The sequence below is a fragment of the Pseudomonas sp. 9_2_1 genome (genome assembly GCF_059295275.1).
This window is the reverse complement of sequence record NZ_CM181239.1, coordinates 5,255,489-5,271,103: the sequence shown is the minus strand read 5'-3', so window position 1 is coordinate 5,271,103 and position 15,615 is coordinate 5,255,489. Positions and strand designations below refer to the sequence as shown.

Sequence of the window (15,615 nt, the reverse complement as noted above, 5' to 3'; positions counted from 1 at the left end):
GTAGTAGACTAGTTGTTCAACTTACCCACCCAGGGTGCCCGAGCAGATGAACGAACAGGGACGTGATCCGCTGATCGAGATGGCCATGGAGCAGCAGGAGCTGTTTCCGATCCGTGAAGTTTCTCGCCTGACAGGCGTCAACGCTGTGACCCTGCGCGCGTGGGAGCGCCGCTATGGCCTGATTCAACCAACCCGTACCGACAGTGGTCACCGTCTGTACTCCCAAGCCGATATCGACGACATCCGCCGTATTCTTGGCTGGCTGGAGCGCGGTGTGGCGGTGAGCAAAGTGGGCAGTATCCTCGCCCGCGGCCATGCCCTGGCCGGGCAGGCAGGCCGTGCGACAGACACTTGGCTGCACTGGCAGCACCAGGCTCGCCAGGCGGTGCAACGTTTCGATCAGGCGCGCCTGCACCGCCTGTTCGATGAGGTGTTCGCCGCGAGTACGCTGGATCAGGTGTTTGCCGAGGTGTTCATGCCGGTATGGCAAGACCTGGTGGTCGACCAGCGCGGCTACGGGCAGGCCAGCGAGTGGCTGTTCCTCGACCAGTTCCTGCGTTGCCGGGTGTTTGCCCGCCTGCAGCTTGCCCATGTGCCGCGCAGCCGCACGGTGCTGCTGGCACCTTTGCCGGGTCAATGCCACGAACTGGAATTGCTGGTGACCAGCCTGACCCTGGGCTGCGAAGAAATTGGTGTGGCGCCGCTCGCGAGCGGGCAGCCGCTGCAGGAGCTGGCGCTGGTATGCGAACGCCTGAAACCGGACGCCTTGGTGCTGTTTTCCCATCAGTCACCCACAAGCGAAATCACCCGGCGCCTGACGCGCCTGGCGGCGGTGCTGGAATGCCCGTTGTTACTGGCCGGTGAAGCGGCGGAAGCGGCACAGGACAGCTTGGCGGGCAGCCCGGTCGCCTGCCTGGGTGCGCAAAGTAGCGTGATGCGTCAGCGTTTGCGGCAGTTCCTGGCCGGTCAGCTTGATACCTGATTGTGCAGTTCAGGGTGTGCCCGGCGATGGGCCTGGAGAATATAGTCGCGCAGGCGCTCGATTTCTTCGGCTGGGCCTTGGCTGAGGTCGTAGGCCGCCAGGTCCGGGCCAATACGTCGGCCCAAAGTGCCGTGCAGTTCGATAGGGGTGATGTCGCCCGGGGCGAAGCGCAGTTCGAAACGGGCGGGTGCCGTTGGCAGGTCACGCACTTCCAGTAGCACACCTTTGAACGAAATATCGCGCACCCACAGGCCGCTTGCCTGGTCATGGGCATCGAGCAGCGCGCTCGGCTGGTCCATCGACAGGCGCCAAGGGCGCATCATGGGGCCGTCTTCGTAGATTTCCGGTGAGCCCAGTTGCAGGTGCAGCGCGTGGAACTCGTCCTCCACCAGTTGCAGTGGGAAGCTGATCTGCTGGTTGTTGAACTGGGCCTGCAAGGTCACCTGCTCGTTGGCCACCAGGCGGGTGAGCAAGCTTTGGATTTTGCGGTCGCCATTGACCAGCAGGCTCGACATGGAGTCGGCCAGGTTCAACTGCGGCGAATGCTGCATGTTCTGAATGAAGTCCAGCTCGTCCTGGGTCAGGAGCGGGTCTGCTTGCATGATCGAACTCGGTGGTGGCGATTTCTTCAACTGGGTTGACCGTGAATGGGGCGCTTGGTTCAGACACGCTCGTCGGATTGTAGACGAGCGCGCAGCTCCGCCAGTTCCCGTTCCAGCTCGATCTGCCGGCTGACGTCTTTCTGAATGCCGATGAAGTAGGTTCGCTGGTCGGCGTCATTGCGCACCGGGGTGATCGACAGCTCATTCCAGAAGGCGCTGCCGTCCTTGCGATAATTGCGCAGCACCTCGCGGCAGGGGCGGCCTTCGGCCAGGGCCTTGCGGATACGCGCACGGCCAAGCTGATCGCGGTCGTCGGCCTGCAGGAAACGGCAATCCTGATAGAGGATCTCGTCACGGCTGTAGCCGGTCAGGCGTTCAAACGCCGCGTTCACGTAGATGAGGATGGTGTCGTCGCCCTCCTGTTCGGCGACCACGATACCGTCATTGGACGCATTGACCATGGATTGCAGCAACTGCGCGTTGATCATGTTCTGGCCCTGAGCAATGAGGGTGCGAAGAAGGGCGGAGATGGCGACTTTGGTAGAGGCGGCCTTTTGCCATTGCTGGATGCTAGTATCCTACGTTTTCACTCAGTTTCGGAATCCTCTACCCGATGAAAGTCGCCATTATTTCCGGATCGGTCTATGGCACCGCCGAAGAAGTCGCCCGCCATGCCGAATCGCTGCTCAAGGCTGCGGGCCTGGAGGCCTGGCATGCTGCGCGTGCCACCCTGCAGGACCTTGAGGGGTTTGCCCCGCAAGCCTTGCTGGCCGTGACCTCGACCACCGGCATGGGTGAATTGCCGGACAACCTCATGCCGTTGTACAGCAGCATTCGTGACACCCTGCCTGCGGCCTGGCGTGGTTTGCCGGGCGCGGTGATCGCGCTGGGCGATTCCAGCTATGGCGATACCTATTGCGGTGGCGGTGAGCAGATGCGCGAGCTGTTTGCCGAGTTGGGCGTGAACGAAGTGCAACCCATGCTGCGCCTGGATGCCAGCGAGACGGTCACCCCGGAGACCGATGCCGAGCCTTGGCTGGCTGAGCTTGCTCAAGCGTTGCAGGCCTGATTCGAAGCTTCACGCGCATGCTGCGGTGACCGTTCGTGCCACTGACTCGCCAAGTCATCAAGCTGGCTGGCAACGCAAGTTCCAGCCCGCGGGCTGCTGGCTAGACTCAGCCTCGACATAGAGAGCACATGTAAGTGCCGAGGTGACATGCAATGACCGCAGCCTTGCCCTATTCCGTCAACACCACTTCACCGGGACCGCTCTGATGCCCATGGCCGAGATTCCATTGTGCGTCTGGCGTACCCGGGGACAGAGTTTCATCTTCCGGGGCCAGAGCATCCGCTACTGGACCGCGGGGCAAGGAGAGCCCCTGCTGCTTCTACACGGCTTCCCCACCGCCAGCTGGGACTGGCACTACCTGTGGGGGCCCTTGACCCAACGCTTCCGGGTTATCGCCTGTGACATGCTCGGCTTTGGCGATTCGGCCAAACCGGTCGATCACACCTACAGCCTGATCGAGCAGGCAGACTTGCAGCAGGCCCTGCTCGGTCACCTGCAGGTCGACCAGCCTGTGCATCTGCTGGCCCACGACTACGGCGGCAGCGTGGCTCAGGAGCTGCTGGCGCGCCACCATGAACAGCGCGCCGATGTAGCCAGTTGCGTGTTTCTCAACAGCGGGTTGTTCGCCGAAAGTTGCCGCACGCTGCTGATTCAGAAGCTGCTGCTCAGCCGGTTTGGCTGGCTGGTAGGGCGCTCGTTCGGGCGTGACGACCTGGTGCGCAACGTGACCCAGATCTACGGCCCGTGCACTCACCCCAGTGAAAGTGCGCTGGATGATTTCTGGAGCCTGATCGTCGCCAACCGGGGCACGCGCATCCTGCACAAGCTGGTGGGGTACATGTCCGAGCGCAGTGTGTACCGCGAACGCTGGGTCGGGGCGATGCAGCGCACGAGCGTGCCACTGCGCTTGATCAATGGCGTGGTCGACCCGCTGTCCGGCGCGCACATGCTCGAGCGTTACCAGCAACTGGTGCCGCAGCCGGACACCGTGCAGTTGCAGGGCATCGGCCATTACCCGCACACCGAAGCGCCCGTGCAGGTGCTGCGCCACTATCTGGCCTTTCGGGAACGGGTGCCTGGCTGCTTCCAGCAGAAGATGGCCTGGTCCTGATCCGGCCTCATCGCCCTGGGTTATTGCCGGGCATTCAGCCTGGGTGAGCTTGATTGCCCCCCTGTCGCTGGCGGCGGACACTCGGCTGACCTGAACCAGCCTGGAGCCGTGCGCATGAGCGAGCCTGTCCATCTGCAAGATCGCGTGGTGATCGTCACCGGGGCCGGTGGCGGCCTGGGCCGTGCCCATGCGCTGTTGTTCGCCGCGCGCGGCGCCAGGGTTGTGGTCAACGACCTCGGTGGCTCCACCCACGGGGAAGGTGCCAGCGCTTCTGCCGCTGACCGGGTGGTGGAGCAGATCCGCGCCGCCGGTGGCAGCGCCATCGCCAACCATGACTCGGTCAGCCACGGCGCACGCATTGTCGAGCAGGCCCTGGACAGCTTCGGCCGTGTCGATGTGCTGGTGAACAATGCCGGCATCCTGCGGGACAAGACGTTCCACAAGATGGACGACAGTGACTGGGAGCAGGTCTACCAGGTGCATGTCGAAGGCGCCTTCAAGGTCACCCGCGCTGCCTGGCCACACCTGCGCGAGCAGAACTGGGGACGAGTGATCTTCACTGCGTCCACCTCCGGCATATACGGCAACTTCGGCCAGGCCAACTACGGCATGGCCAAGCTGGGGCTGTACGGGCTCACCCGCACCCTGGCGATCGAAGGGCGCAAGCACGGGATCCTGGTAAACGCCATCGCCCCCACCGGTGGCACGCGCATGACCGAAGGGCTGATCCCGCCGCAGATATTCGAGCGGCTCAAGCCGGAGCTGGTAAGCCCGCTGGTGGTGTACCTGGGTAGCGAGCAGTGCCAGGGTACGGGTGAACTGTTCGAGGTCGGTGGCGGGTGGGTGGGGAAGGTCCGGTGGGAGCGCAGCCTGGGCGTGGGCTTTGACCCGCGCGAAGGGTTTACCCCGGAGCAGGTGGCGGAGCAGTGGGCACAGATCGGTGATTTTGCAGGGGCGGTGCACCCGCAGGACAGTTTGCAGGCGCTGCAGCAGATGATGGATAACCTGCAGAAGTATCCGTTGGGCTGAGATTTGTACTGCCTGTTTTCAAGGCAAATAAAAAAGGCCGCTGCAAACCGCAGCGGCCAATCGAGACGTCAGATCAAGGAGCTTCAAAATCTACGTCGGTGAACCTCGCAGGCCTGAAGGGCGGGGGGAGAAGCCCTTCATGCCGGCCAGTGAGTTAAGAATAAGCGGTTGATCCTGCGGGAAAAATAGCCGCTTATGACATTCACCTTTACGTATCGGGCAATAGTGACGCTGGCGCTCAGGCGGCGGGTGAGTAGCCCATGCGCCAGCTGGTTTCACGCGCTGCCGCCAGCAGCCGTTGCGCCGCCGGGCCATGCTCGTCGGCATGGAATATCGACGTCGGCCCGACCACCGTCATCACCGCAGCGATCTGCCCCATGGCATTGAATACCGGGGCCGAGAGGGCATCGACACCTGGCATCAGCAGGCCATGCACATGGTGCAGGCCACGCGCGCGAATGCCTGCCAGCACCGGCTGGTAGTCATCGGCGCCATGCTGCAGGGCGGCCAGCTCGCGGTCACGTAGCTCCACGGTTTCACGCTCGGGCAGGTAAGCGGCGAACACCAGCCCGGTCGATGATGTGAGCAGCGGCAGCACCGAGCCCATCTGCGTCACCACGGTAACCGCGCGTACTGCCGGCTCGATAGTGACCACCGTCGCGCCCTGGTTGCCCCACACCGCAATGAAGCAGCTCTCGTTCAACTCGTCGCGCAATTGCGACAGCGGCAGCGCGGCAACCTTCAGTACATCGATGCTGCCCAGTGCCGCCAGCCCCACGCGCAACGCTTCGCGTCCAAGGCCGTAATGGTTGGTGGCTGCATCCTGTTCGGCAAAGCCGCTGGCGATCAGTGCCTGCAGGTAGCGGTGCACCTTGCTTGCAGGCATCTGCACATGTTCGGCCAGACGTGACAGCGAGGTGGAGGGGGACAGCTCGGCAAGGGCCTTGAGGATGTCGGTGCCGACCTCCGCCGAGCGAACTTTCTGCTTGCCGTTGTCGGTGGGGGAGCTGGCTTTGGCCATGGACATCTTCTTCCGGATTCTTCAAGTGGGCCTTTATAGCTTGACGCCAGTCGCGTAGCAAATTACGTTATTCGTAATCTGATTACGATAAAAACAATGCAGCCGCGCTGCCACCCCGTCACGGGCCAGCAGCCAGCTGCCAGCAACGGCTCGGCCAGAGCCCGGAGGCATCGATGAATCGCGATATGTCACCCGACCTTCACTATCTCAGCGGCTTCGGCAACGAGTTTGCCAGCGAAGCGCTGCCGGGGGCCTTGCCGGTCGGGCAGAACTCGCCGCAGAGGGCGCCCTATGGGCTGTATGCCGAGTTGCTCTCGGGTACGGCGTTCACCATGGCCCGCAGCGAGCTGCGCCGCACCTGGCTGTATCGCATTCGCCCGTCTGCATTGCACCCGCGTTTCGAACGCCTGGCGCGCCAGCCGCTGAGCGGGCCGCTGGGTGACATCAACCCCAACCGCCTGCGCTGGAGCCCCCAGCCGATCCCCGCCGAGCCGACCGATTTCATCGAAGGCTGGCTGCCCATGGTGGCCAACGCAGCGGCGCAAAAGCCGACCGGCGTGAGCATTTACATCTACTGCGCCAACCGCTCCATGGAGCGCGTGTTCTTCAACGCCGACGGTGAACTGCTGGTGGTGCCGGAGCATGGCCGCCTGCGCATCGCGACCGAACTGGGCGTGATGCAGGTCGAGCCGTTGGAGATCGCGGTGATCCCGCGCGGCATGAAGTTCCGCGTCGAACTGCTGGACGGCCAGGCCCGTGGCTATATCGCCGAAAACCACGGCGCCCCACTGCGCCTCCCGGACCTTGGCCCGATTGGCAGCAATGGCCTGGCCAACCCGCGTGATTTTCTCACCCCGGTGGCGCACTACGAAGAGGCCGAGGGACCGGTACAGCTGGTGCAGAAGTATCTCGGCGAACACTGGGCCTGCCAGCTGCAGCACTCGCCGCTGGACGTGGTTGCCTGGCACGGCAGCAACGTGCCGTACAAGTACGACCTGCGCCGCTTCAATACCATTGGCACGGTCAGTTTCGACCACCCGGACCCGTCCATCTTCACCGTGCTGACCTCGCCAACCAGCATGCATGGCCTGGCCAACATGGACTTCGTGATCTTCCCACCACGCTGGATGGTGGCCGAGAATACCTTCCGTCCACCTTGGTTCCACCGCAACCTGATGAACGAGTTCATGGGCCTGATCAATGGTGCCTACGATGCCAAGGCCGAAGGCTTCCTGCCGGGCGGTGCCTCGCTGCACGGGGTGATGAGCGCCCACGGCCCCGACGCCGAAACCTGCGAAAAGGCCATTGCCGCCGACCTGGCGCCGCACAAGATCGACAACACCATGGCCTTCATGTTCGAGACCAGCCAGGTGCTGCGCCCGAGCCTGCAAGCCCTCGAATGCCCGCAACTGCAGGCCGACTACGATAGTTGCTGGGCCACCTTGCCGAGCACCTTCACCCCGAACCGGAGATAACCCATGAACCACACTGCCAATGCCCGTAGCTGGGTCGAGCACGCCAACGGGCACAGTGACTTCCCGCTGCAGAACCTGCCGCTGGGCATATTCAGCCGGCCTGGGGAGGCCAGACGCTGTGGCGTGGCCATCGGCGATGCCGTTCTCGACCTGCAAGCGGTGCTGGCCGCAGGCCTTTTCGACGGTGAGGCCAAAGCCGCTGTCGAAGCCACCTGTGGCGGCGCGCTGAACGCATTCTTCGCCCTTGGCCGCGGTGCCCGCGTCGCCCTGCGCGAGCGCCTGCAAGCGCTGCTTGGCGAGCACAGCGAACACCAGGCGCAGCTGAAGGCTGCGCTGTATCCGGCCAGCGAATGCCAGCTGCATGTACCTGCGCAGATCGGCGATTACACCGATTTCTACGTCGGCATCGAGCACGCCAAGAACGTTGGCAAGCTGTTCCGCCCCGACAACCCGCTGCTGCCCAACTACAAGCATGTGCCGATCGGTTATCACGGCCGCGCCTCGACCATTCGCCCGTCCGGCACCGACGTGCGCCGGCCCAAGGGCCAGACCTTGCCTGCCGGGCACACCGAGCCGAGCTTCGGCCCTTGTGCGCGCCTGGACTATGAGCTGGAGCTGGGTATCTGGATTGGCCAGGGCAATGACATGGGCCAGGCAATCCCGGTGGGCGATGCCGCCGAGCACGTGGCCGGCCTGTGCCTGCTCAACGACTGGTCGGCGCGCGATATCCAGGCCTGGGAATACCAGCCACTGGGCCCGTTCCTGTCCAAGAGCTTCATCACTACCGTTTCCCCCTGGGTGGTCACCGCCGAGGCGCTGGAACCGTTCCGCTGTGCCCAGCCGGCACGCCCTGAAGGCGACCCGCAGCCACTGTCGTACCTGCTGGACAAGCGCGACCAGGCCGCCGGTGCATTCGATATCGAACTCGAGGTACTGCTGCTGACCGAGCGCATGCGTGAACAGGGCGTTGCCCCCCACCGCCTGACCCTCAGCAACACCCGCAGCATGTACTGGACCGTGGCGCAGCTGGTTGCGCACCACAGTGTCAACGGCTGCCAGCTGCAGCCAGGCGACCTGTTCGGTTCGGGCACGCTGTCGGGGGCCACGCCAGGTTCGTTCGGCAGCCTGCTGGAGATCACCGAAGGCGGCAAACTCCCGGTGGAGCTGGCCAGCGGCGAGGTGCGCAAGTTCCTCGAGGATGGCGACGAGATCATCCTGCGTGCCCGTTGCACCCGCGAGGGTGTGGCCAGCATCGGCTTCGGCGAATGCCGCGGCACGGTCATCGCAGCCAACTGAGGAGGCAGGGGCATGGAGCTGTACACCTATTACCGTTCCACCTCGTCCTACCGGGTGCGCATTGCCCTGGCACTGAAGGGGCTGGCCTGCCAGTCCCTGCCGGTCAACCTGCTGCAGGGTGAGCAGCGCGGCGAGGATTATCTGGCCATCAACCCGCAAGGCCGTGTACCGGCATTGCGCACCGATGGCGGTGAGCTGCTGGTGCAGTCGCCGGCGATCATCGAGTACCTGGAAGAGGTTTATCCACAGCCTGCATTGTTGCCGGCCACGGCCGAGGCGCGCGCCAAGGTGCGTGGGGTGGCGGCAATCATCGGTTGCGACATTCACCCGCTGCACAATGTCAGTGTGCTCAACCGCTTGCGCCAGGCTGGCCAGGACGAGGGCCAGGTCAACCAGTGGATTGGCCAGTGGATCAGCCAGGGGCTGACGGCAGTGGAACAACTGATTGGCGATCAGGGCTTCTGCTTTGGTGATACGCCAGGGCTGGCGGATGTCTACCTGATCCCGCAGCTGTACGCGGCCGAACGCTTCAACATCGACCTTGGCAGCTTCCCACGCATCCTGCGGGTTGCCGGGTTGGCTGCAGGGCACCCGGCGTTCGCCAAGGCTCACCCCGCCCAGCAGCCGGACAGCCCGGCTCAGTGAAGTGAACGGTTCGCCGCCGGAAGCTTGCCGATACGCTCGGACAGCTTCAGGCGCTGGACCGGGTCTTCGCTGAGCAACAAGGCATGCTCCAGGTCGAAGCGCTCGGCCTGTGGGCAATCCAGGTGCTTGTAGAGCGAAGCGCGGGTCATGTAGTCGCTGACTTGCACCGGGCCCAGCTGCATGACCCGCTCGGCATCGATCAACGCCGCCAGGTGGTTGTCGTTGCTGATGTGCAACTGGCGCAGGTTGCGTGACAGGCGTTGCAGCATCTGCAGCGGGCTGGCACTGCACAGGTGCTCGGCGGTGAGCGCCACGTGCGGGCCGAACTGCCGCGCCAGCAGTTCGCGGCAATCGCTGGGGTACAGGCGCCGACCGCCGCAGGGGTCGAGCAGGTGGTCGGCACCCGGCACGCGCAGCAGAAAGTGGCCGGGGAAGCCCACGCCTTCCAGCGGTATGGACAGGCGCCGGGCCAGCTCGAGGGCGAGGATGGCCAGGGTCAGCGGCTGGCCACGACGCCGCTGCAGCACCTTGTCCATCATCGCGGCATGTGGGCGCAGTGGGTGATACTCATCCTGCTGGAAACCCAGCGCATTGAGCTGGCGCAGCAGCGGCTGGGCCAGTTCGCACAGGGGCAGCATCGGCAGGTTGGCGCTGACTTCGCGCTGCAGGGCATGCAGCATGACAAGGCTGGCCGCAGGCTCGACGTTACGGTCGTGCTCGGCGGCAATCCACAATGCGGCTTCCAGCAGGGCGACAGGCTCGCGTTCCAGGCAGGCCAGGCAGGCTTGACGTGGCTTCATGGGGCTTCTCCACACACGCTTGAGTATTAGCCGTGGCGCGCGGTTTCGTCCAGTGGTCCGGCGGCAGTGCCGGCGCCGGCGGCATGCCTATACTGGTAGGAGCACCTCGTGGGGGAGCCTGTCGATGTTCGCACTGATGCAAAGCACCCGTACCCAGTCGCTGCATTTGTTCACCGACCCGCCCACGGGCCTCAAGGCCGTGGTGGCGATTCACAGCGAGCAGCTGGGCCCAGCCATGGGGGGGTGCCGCTACCTGCCTTACGCCGATGACGAAAGCGCCATGACCGATGCCATTCGCCTGGCCCAGGGCATGAGCTACAAGGCGGCGCTGGCCGGCCTGCAACTGGGCGGCGGCAAGGCGGTAATCATGCGCAACCCCCATGTGGAAAACCGCGCTGCGCTGTTCGAGGCCTTTGGCCGTTTCATCGATACCTTGCAGGGACGCTTCATCATCGCCGTGGACAGCGGAACCTCGACCCTGGACATGGACTGCATCGCCCAGAGCACGCCCCATGTGACCAGCACCACCGCCTCGGGCGACCCCTCGCCGCACGCGGCGATGGGGGTATTTGCCGGCATCCGTGCAACCACTTCGTTCCGGCTGGGCAGTGATGACCTGAGGGGCCTGCGGGTGGCGGTGCAAGGGTTGGGCAATGTGGGGTATGCGTTGGCCGAGCAACTGCATGCGGTTGGCGCGGAGCTGCTGGTCAGCGACCTGGATCCAGGGCGGGTACGGCTGGCTATGGAGCAGTTCGATGCCAAGCCTGTAAGCAACGATGCGTTGATCAGTACCCCATGCGACATCTTCGCCCCGTGCGGTGTAGGGCCGGTACTGAACGGGCAGAGCGTGATGCAGCTGCGTTGTGCGGCAGTGGCGGGGGCGGCGAACAACCAGTTGACCACCTTGCAGGTGGCCGACCAGCTGGAGTCGCGCGGGATACTGTATGCACCTGACTATGTGATCAATGCCGGTGGGCTGATCTATGTGGCGCTTACCCACCGTGGCGAGGACTTGGGCACCATCACCGCGCACCTTGCGGGGATACCTTCACGGCTCACCGAGGTGTTTGGCCATGCGCAGGCCGAGAAGCGTTCGCCGGCGCGGGTGGCGCAGATGCTGGCAGAGCGGTTGTTGTACGGCTGAGGGTTGATACCGGCTTGGCTGGCCTCTTCGCGAGTGAACCCGCTTCTAACGCATTACCTGCAGGAGCAGCCTTGTGCTGCGAAGAGGGCATTACTGCCTACACAAACCTGTTGCCCTGCTGGCCCCTTCGCAGCACAAGGCTGCTCCTACAGATCCTGTGCATGCTTTGAGATCTGCGCCGCCGATATCACTCGGCTGCACCACCTTCGAGCAATTCGGCCAACGCGTCCGGCTGGCTCTTGAAAGCCCGGGCGAACACATCGCGGTTCTTGGCCATGTAGATACCGGCTTCCTCGACCTGCTGCTCGGTCAGCGAGGGCACTGCCTTGTGCAGCACCTCGGCCAGGCGCTCGGCCAGTTCGAGCATCTTGTCGTGACGGTCTGCTTCGGCCTTATCCATGAACAAGCGCTCCGGGTCGCGGCTGCTGCGGTACACCACTTCGACGGCCATTCATCACCTCTATGCCTTTTTGCTGGTTGTGTTGCTTTTACTGTATCCATATACAGTAATGGCATTTGCCATCGCTGCGCAACCTGATTCTTCCGGCAAAAGCCTGCTGCACAGGTGCCTTGCGGCAATCGGTCGCCTTCCAACGAAGGGGCCTGGCCCTTTAACTGCATGGCACAAGCGTCACACCGCTGACGCATCATCCTTCAAGACGTATCGGGGAATGGAACATCGTGGACATCAAATGGGCAGAAAAGCTGCGCAAGGGCCTGCACGGTTCGGCAGACTCGCTGGGCAACCTGTGTGTCGAGGCCTTCCACTACCTGGCGCTGTTCGGCATTGGCGCGATCACGGCCTATGCGGCGGTGGTGACCTTTCTGGACATGCTCGGCAAAGGAGGAGTGAGCGTCGATGACATCCTGCTGCTGTTCATCTACCTGGAGCTGGGGGCAATGGTCGGTATCTACTTCAAGACCAACCACATGCCGATCCGCTTCCTGCTATATGTGGCGATCACCGCGCTGACCCGCCTGCTGATCGGCGATGTCTCGCACCACAAGGCGCCGGATGTGGGCCTGTTGTACGTGTGCGGCGGGATTCTGCTGCTGGCGTTCGCGATCCTGGTAGTGCGCTACGCCTCGTACCGCTACCCCTCGACCAAGGTGCTGGATGCCCACGGCAAGGAAGTGGAGGAGGGCAAGTAGCCCTCAGTTGGCGATGAAATGGCGCGGCTCATGACCCGCATCGCGGGTCAGCGCGGCCAGCACCTGCATGGGGTTCTGGCCCAGTTCGATGGCCAGGCCCAGGCGGATGCTGTCGATGACCCGTTGCAGGCGCACCGGGTCGTTGCGCTGGGCCTGGGTGATGAGGCGCTTGGCGACCACCCCGGCGTCGTCGGACAGCGTCAGCATGATGCTGCCGTCGAGGTCTGCGATGCTCAGGTTGACCCGGTATTCGGGGGCGAAGGCGGCACTGATGCGGGCAAATGGATTGATCATGGTCTTGCTTCTGCAGTGAATGACTGCAGGGTTGACCGGGAAAATTGCCTATTGGTTCAGCACCTTTGATCGGTACCAATGAAAACGCCCGGCACATGGCCGGGCGTTTTCTGCAACGTTGATCAGGCGTCTGGGTCGCTCAGTTCGAGGACGCCGCGCTTGCTGCGCAGCTTGCCGTAGAAGTGTTCCAGTGCGTGATTCAGCTTGGTCGCGGCACCATCCACCGCCTGGTCCAGCGAGGTGGCGGTATGGGTCACGGAAATCGGTTGGTGGCCTTTGGGGCGAGCCTCCATCTGGCAGCGTTTGTCATGCGGTCCGGGCTTGACGCCGTTCTCGTCGCGCAGGTGCACCTCGATGCGGGTGAGGTCGTCTTCGTAACGTTCCAGCGAGTTCTGCAGCGTGCTGCGGACCCACTGGTCGAGCCGGGCGTTGCCTTCGAAATGGTTGCTGCTGTTGACCTGGATTTGCATGATTCAATCCTTATTCAGCTTGCTCGCATGGAGGCGCGTCCAGGCCCTTGAGACCCTTGGAATTTCTGCGCCTCTTGACTCTAAGGTCAGGCAACCGTGCAACGATTTCAACCCCTTGGTGAAAATAAATTTCTTGTTGCAAATGGGCCGTACAGCCGCGCCATCCAATAGGTCAGGGTCCTATTCATTCGGTCAGAACGCCAGCGGGATCTGCACATACAAGGTCCGCAACTCAGCCACCTACTGCCCGTCATGGGGCTTTGCTTATGAGAATTGAAATCATTATTATTGCACCCCCGAAAACGTCTGGACTCTCGCCATGACGCGCAAAACCGCTGGCCTGTCGCTCAGCTATCGCCTGGCCGTGACCTCCCGCAGCCTGGCCGCATTGCTGGGCGGCTACCTGCTGGCGTCCATGGCCAGCGCCTGCATTGCCCTGGTGGCGCCGCTGCCAACGGTCGATGCCACGCTCACCGGGCTGCTGCTGTCGTTCGTCTTCTACGTGCTGGCGTTCATCTGGTGCTTCGCCTGCCGCAGCGCCTGGCGTGCCTGGCTGGGGGTACTGGCGCCAAGCCTGCTGCTGGGGATGATCAGCGGCGTCGCCTACTGGATGAAAAACCCATGAAAGAAGGCTTCCGCCAGGCCATGGCCTGGCTGCACACCTGGACCGGCCTGATCTTCGGCTGGCTGTTGTTCGCCATCTTCCTCACCGGCACGCTGTCGTATTTCAAGGAAGAAATCACCCACTGGGCACAGCCCGAGGTGCGCAGCCATGCACTGGACCCGACACGCAGCCTGGAGGTGGCCCAGCGGTACCTGCAGGACAACGCCGGGCATTCGGCCAGCTGGTTCATCCGCATGCCCAACGCACGCGAGGCGGCCTTGAGCGTGGGGTACCGCGACCCCAACGGCGGGCCGCGCGGCTTCGCCCGCAAAACCCTCGATACCCAGACCGGCCAGCCGGTGGAGGGACGTGACAGCCGGGGTGGCGAGTTCTTCTACCGCTTTCATTTCCAGCTGCAGATGCCGTACCCGTTCGGCCGTTGGCTGTCGACCTTCTGCGCCTTCATCATGCTGTTGGGGCTGGTCACCGGCATCATCACCCACAAGAAGATCTTCAAGGAATTCTTCACCTTCCGCCCCGGAAAGGGCCAGCGCTCCTGGCTGGACGGGCACAACGCCATTGGCGTGCTGGTGCTGCCGTTCCACCTGATGATCAGCTACAGCAGCCTGGTGCTGTTCATGTACATGGTCATGCCGGCGGGCATCATGGCCAGTTATGGCAACAACACCGACAAGTATTTCAACGACCTGTTCGGCCGCAACGACGCGCCCAAGGCCGCCCAGCTGGCCACGCCCCTGGTAGCGCTGCCCAGCCTGTACGCCAAGGTGCAGGAACTGCAGCCGGGCGCGCGTATCGGCAATATCCAGGTGCAGAACCCGGGCGACAGCAATGCCCGCGTCACCTTTACCCAGTCCGCTGCCGACCACGTGGCCTACCGGCGCAGCGCCAACTGGACCTTCGATGGCGCCAGTGGCGTCTTGTTGAGCCAGGGCAAGCCGGAGAGCGGGGCGATGATGACCGCCTTCAGTTTCGCCGGCCTGCACATGGGCAACTTCGCCGGGCCGTGGCTGCGCTGGCTGTACTTCTTCTTCGGCGTGGCGGGCACCGCGGTGATCGGCACCGGGCTGGTGATGTGGCTGGGCAAGCGGCAGCTCAAGCATGCCAAAGGCGCACACGTGCCGGGCGAGCTGCGCCTGGTCGAGGTGCTCAATATCGCCAGCATGAGCGGCCTGCTGCTGGCCGTGGCGGGGTTCTTCTGGGCCAACCGGCTGATCCCGATGGGCGTCGACGGTCGCGCCGACTGGGAGGTAAATGCCTTCTTCATCGGCTGGGGCCTGTCACTGGTGCATGCCGTGCTGCGCAGCGGGCGCCGGGCCTGGGCTGAGCAATTGGCGCTGGGCGCGCTGGCCTTTGCCTTGCTGCCGCTGCTCAACGGCCTGACTACCGAGCGCGGCCTGAACCACTCGCTGCAGGCGGGGGACTGGGCCATGGCCGGCTTCGACCTGACGGCACTGGGCACTGGCCTGTTCCTGGCCTGGCTGGCCGGCAAGATGCTGCGCAGCCCCAGATCTTCGGCCAAGCGGGCCCCGCGTGCGGCCAAGACGCCGGGCACTGAAACAGCGGAGGCGAGCTGATGCTGGGTAACGCATTGATCGCCTTCGCAGGGTTCGTCGCCCTGTGCCTGGCCATGGAAAAGCACTTCAACGACCTGCTCGGGCGCAAGCCACGCCCCGGCCAGCTGCGCCTGTTGCGCGTTGCCGGTTGGCTGCTGCTGATGCTGTCGCTGATCCTCAGCGTGCAGCTGCGCGGCTGGGGCCATGGCCTGGTGGAGTGGACGGCGGTGATCATGGCCGGTGCGACCCTGTGGGTGTTTGGCCTGCCCTACCAGCCGCGCCTGCTGCTGGGGCTGGCCGCGGCCAGCGTGGTGCTGGGCCCGCTGCTGGCCGTGTTTGCCGTGTGA

General features: G+C 63.8%; 19 protein-coding genes. 12 read left to right on the top strand and 7 right to left on the bottom strand.

The window, feature by feature from the left end:
• The first annotated feature begins 46 nt into the window (after positions 1–46).
• The gene (locus AC5O5I_RS23935) at positions 47–982 is read left to right on the top strand and encodes a MerR family transcriptional regulator (protein WP_172286414.1); all 936 of its coding nucleotides are present in this window, start codon (positions 47–49) and stop codon (positions 980–982) included.
• On the opposite strand, the gene AC5O5I_RS23930 is transcribed toward AC5O5I_RS23935, so the two are convergent.
• Complete coding sequence (locus tag AC5O5I_RS23930; RefSeq protein ID WP_494511671.1) at positions 967–1,584, bottom strand: hypothetical protein; 618 nt, start codon at positions 1,582–1,584, stop codon at positions 967–969. The two genes, AC5O5I_RS23935 and AC5O5I_RS23930, sit on opposite strands and share 16 nt — an antisense overlap.
• A 59-nt stretch (positions 1,585–1,643) precedes the next feature.
• Entirely contained in the window at positions 1,644–2,072 is a 429-nt protein-coding gene (locus AC5O5I_RS23925) for a PAS domain S-box protein (protein ID WP_172228482.1), read from the bottom strand.
• A gap of 125 nt (positions 2,073–2,197) precedes the next feature.
• On the opposite strand from AC5O5I_RS23925, the gene AC5O5I_RS23920 reads away from it, so the two are divergent.
• The 3 genes from AC5O5I_RS23920 (at position 2,198) to AC5O5I_RS23910 (ending at position 4,793) form a co-directional block, all read left to right on the top strand.
• Positions 2,198–2,653 (top strand): flavodoxin, encoded by a 456-nt coding sequence (locus AC5O5I_RS23920; RefSeq protein WP_172228484.1) that lies wholly within the window; start codon positions 2,198–2,200, stop codon positions 2,651–2,653.
• 205 nt (positions 2,654–2,858) lie between these two features.
• The gene (locus AC5O5I_RS23915) at positions 2,859–3,764 is read left to right on the top strand and encodes an alpha/beta fold hydrolase (RefSeq protein WP_494511670.1); all 906 of its coding nucleotides are present in this window, start codon (positions 2,859–2,861) and stop codon (positions 3,762–3,764) included.
• A gap of 114 nt (positions 3,765–3,878) precedes the next feature.
• Complete coding sequence (locus tag AC5O5I_RS23910) at positions 3,879–4,793, top strand: SDR family oxidoreductase (protein ID WP_494511669.1); 915 nt, start codon at positions 3,879–3,881, stop codon at positions 4,791–4,793.
• A 238-nt stretch (positions 4,794–5,031) separates the two neighbouring features.
• Here the strand turns inward: AC5O5I_RS23910 and AC5O5I_RS23905 are convergent, their stop codons facing one another.
• Positions 5,032–5,814: an IclR family transcriptional regulator gene (locus AC5O5I_RS23905; RefSeq protein ID WP_494511668.1), complete on the bottom strand. Its 783-nt coding sequence runs from the start codon at positions 5,812–5,814 to the stop codon at positions 5,032–5,034.
• Between the two features lie 173 nt (positions 5,815–5,987).
• On the opposite strand from AC5O5I_RS23905, the gene hmgA reads away from it, so the two are divergent.
• Genes hmgA through maiA form a run of 3 tightly spaced genes read left to right on the top strand, consistent with a single transcriptional unit; the run spans position 5,988 to position 9,230 of the window.
• Entirely contained in the window at positions 5,988–7,289 is a 1,302-nt protein-coding gene (hmgA, locus tag AC5O5I_RS23900) for a homogentisate 1,2-dioxygenase (RefSeq protein ID WP_494511667.1), read from the top strand.
• 3 nt (positions 7,290–7,292) lie between these two features.
• Positions 7,293–8,585: a fumarylacetoacetase gene (fahA, locus tag AC5O5I_RS23895; RefSeq protein ID WP_172286791.1), complete on the top strand. Its 1,293-nt coding sequence runs from the start codon at positions 7,293–7,295 to the stop codon at positions 8,583–8,585.
• Between the two features lie 12 nt (positions 8,586–8,597).
• Complete coding sequence (gene maiA / locus AC5O5I_RS23890; protein WP_494511666.1) at positions 8,598–9,230, top strand: maleylacetoacetate isomerase; 633 nt, start codon at positions 8,598–8,600, stop codon at positions 9,228–9,230.
• Here maiA and AC5O5I_RS23885 read toward each other — a convergent pair.
• The gene (locus AC5O5I_RS23885) at positions 9,224–10,030 is read right to left on the bottom strand and encodes a SirB1 family protein (protein WP_494511665.1); all 807 of its coding nucleotides are present in this window, start codon (positions 10,028–10,030) and stop codon (positions 9,224–9,226) included. The two genes, maiA and AC5O5I_RS23885, sit on opposite strands and share 7 nt — an antisense overlap.
• Positions 10,031–10,154: 124 nt before the next feature.
• Here AC5O5I_RS23885 and AC5O5I_RS23880 point away from each other — a divergent pair, with 124 nt between their 5' ends.
• Positions 10,155–11,174 (top strand): Leu/Phe/Val dehydrogenase, encoded by a 1,020-nt coding sequence (locus tag AC5O5I_RS23880; protein WP_172286793.1) that lies wholly within the window; start codon positions 10,155–10,157, stop codon positions 11,172–11,174.
• Between the two features lie 187 nt (positions 11,175–11,361).
• Here AC5O5I_RS23880 and AC5O5I_RS23875 read toward each other — a convergent pair whose 3' ends face one another.
• The gene (locus AC5O5I_RS23875; protein ID WP_016489064.1) at positions 11,362–11,625 is read right to left on the bottom strand and encodes a YebG family protein; all 264 of its coding nucleotides are present in this window, start codon (positions 11,623–11,625) and stop codon (positions 11,362–11,364) included.
• 230 nt (positions 11,626–11,855) lie between these two features.
• On the opposite strand from AC5O5I_RS23875, the gene AC5O5I_RS23870 reads away from it, so the two are divergent.
• Positions 11,856–12,326, top strand: a complete 471-nt coding sequence (locus AC5O5I_RS23870; protein ID WP_172220830.1) for a phosphate-starvation-inducible protein PsiE — start codon at positions 11,856–11,858, stop codon at positions 12,324–12,326.
• Positions 12,327–12,329: 3 nt separating this feature from the next.
• Here the strand turns inward: AC5O5I_RS23870 and AC5O5I_RS23865 are convergent, their stop codons facing one another.
• Both AC5O5I_RS23865 and AC5O5I_RS23860 read right to left on the bottom strand, forming a co-directional pair.
• Positions 12,330–12,620, bottom strand: a complete 291-nt coding sequence (locus AC5O5I_RS23865) for a DUF3509 domain-containing protein (RefSeq protein ID WP_172220827.1) — start codon at positions 12,618–12,620, stop codon at positions 12,330–12,332.
• Positions 12,621–12,742: 122 nt separating this feature from the next.
• Entirely contained in the window at positions 12,743–13,090 is a 348-nt protein-coding gene (locus AC5O5I_RS23860) for an HPF/RaiA family ribosome-associated protein (RefSeq protein WP_172220824.1), read from the bottom strand.
• Between the two features lie 319 nt (positions 13,091–13,409).
• On the opposite strand from AC5O5I_RS23860, the gene AC5O5I_RS23855 reads away from it, so the two are divergent.
• Genes AC5O5I_RS23855 through AC5O5I_RS23845 form a run of 3 tightly spaced genes read left to right on the top strand, consistent with a single transcriptional unit; the run spans position 13,410 to position 15,615 of the window.
• Positions 13,410–13,715, top strand: coding sequence for a DUF3649 domain-containing protein (locus AC5O5I_RS23855; protein ID WP_172220821.1), 306 nt, complete (start codon positions 13,410–13,412; stop codon positions 13,713–13,715).
• Positions 13,712–15,289, top strand: a complete 1,578-nt coding sequence (locus AC5O5I_RS23850; protein ID WP_494511664.1) for a PepSY-associated TM helix domain-containing protein — start codon at positions 13,712–13,714, stop codon at positions 15,287–15,289. The genes AC5O5I_RS23855 and AC5O5I_RS23850 overlap by 4 nt, the downstream gene beginning before the upstream one ends.
• Positions 15,289–15,615, top strand: coding sequence for a DUF3325 domain-containing protein (locus AC5O5I_RS23845; RefSeq protein WP_172220816.1), 327 nt, complete (start codon positions 15,289–15,291; stop codon positions 15,613–15,615). Before AC5O5I_RS23850 ends, AC5O5I_RS23845 begins: the two co-directional genes overlap by 1 nt.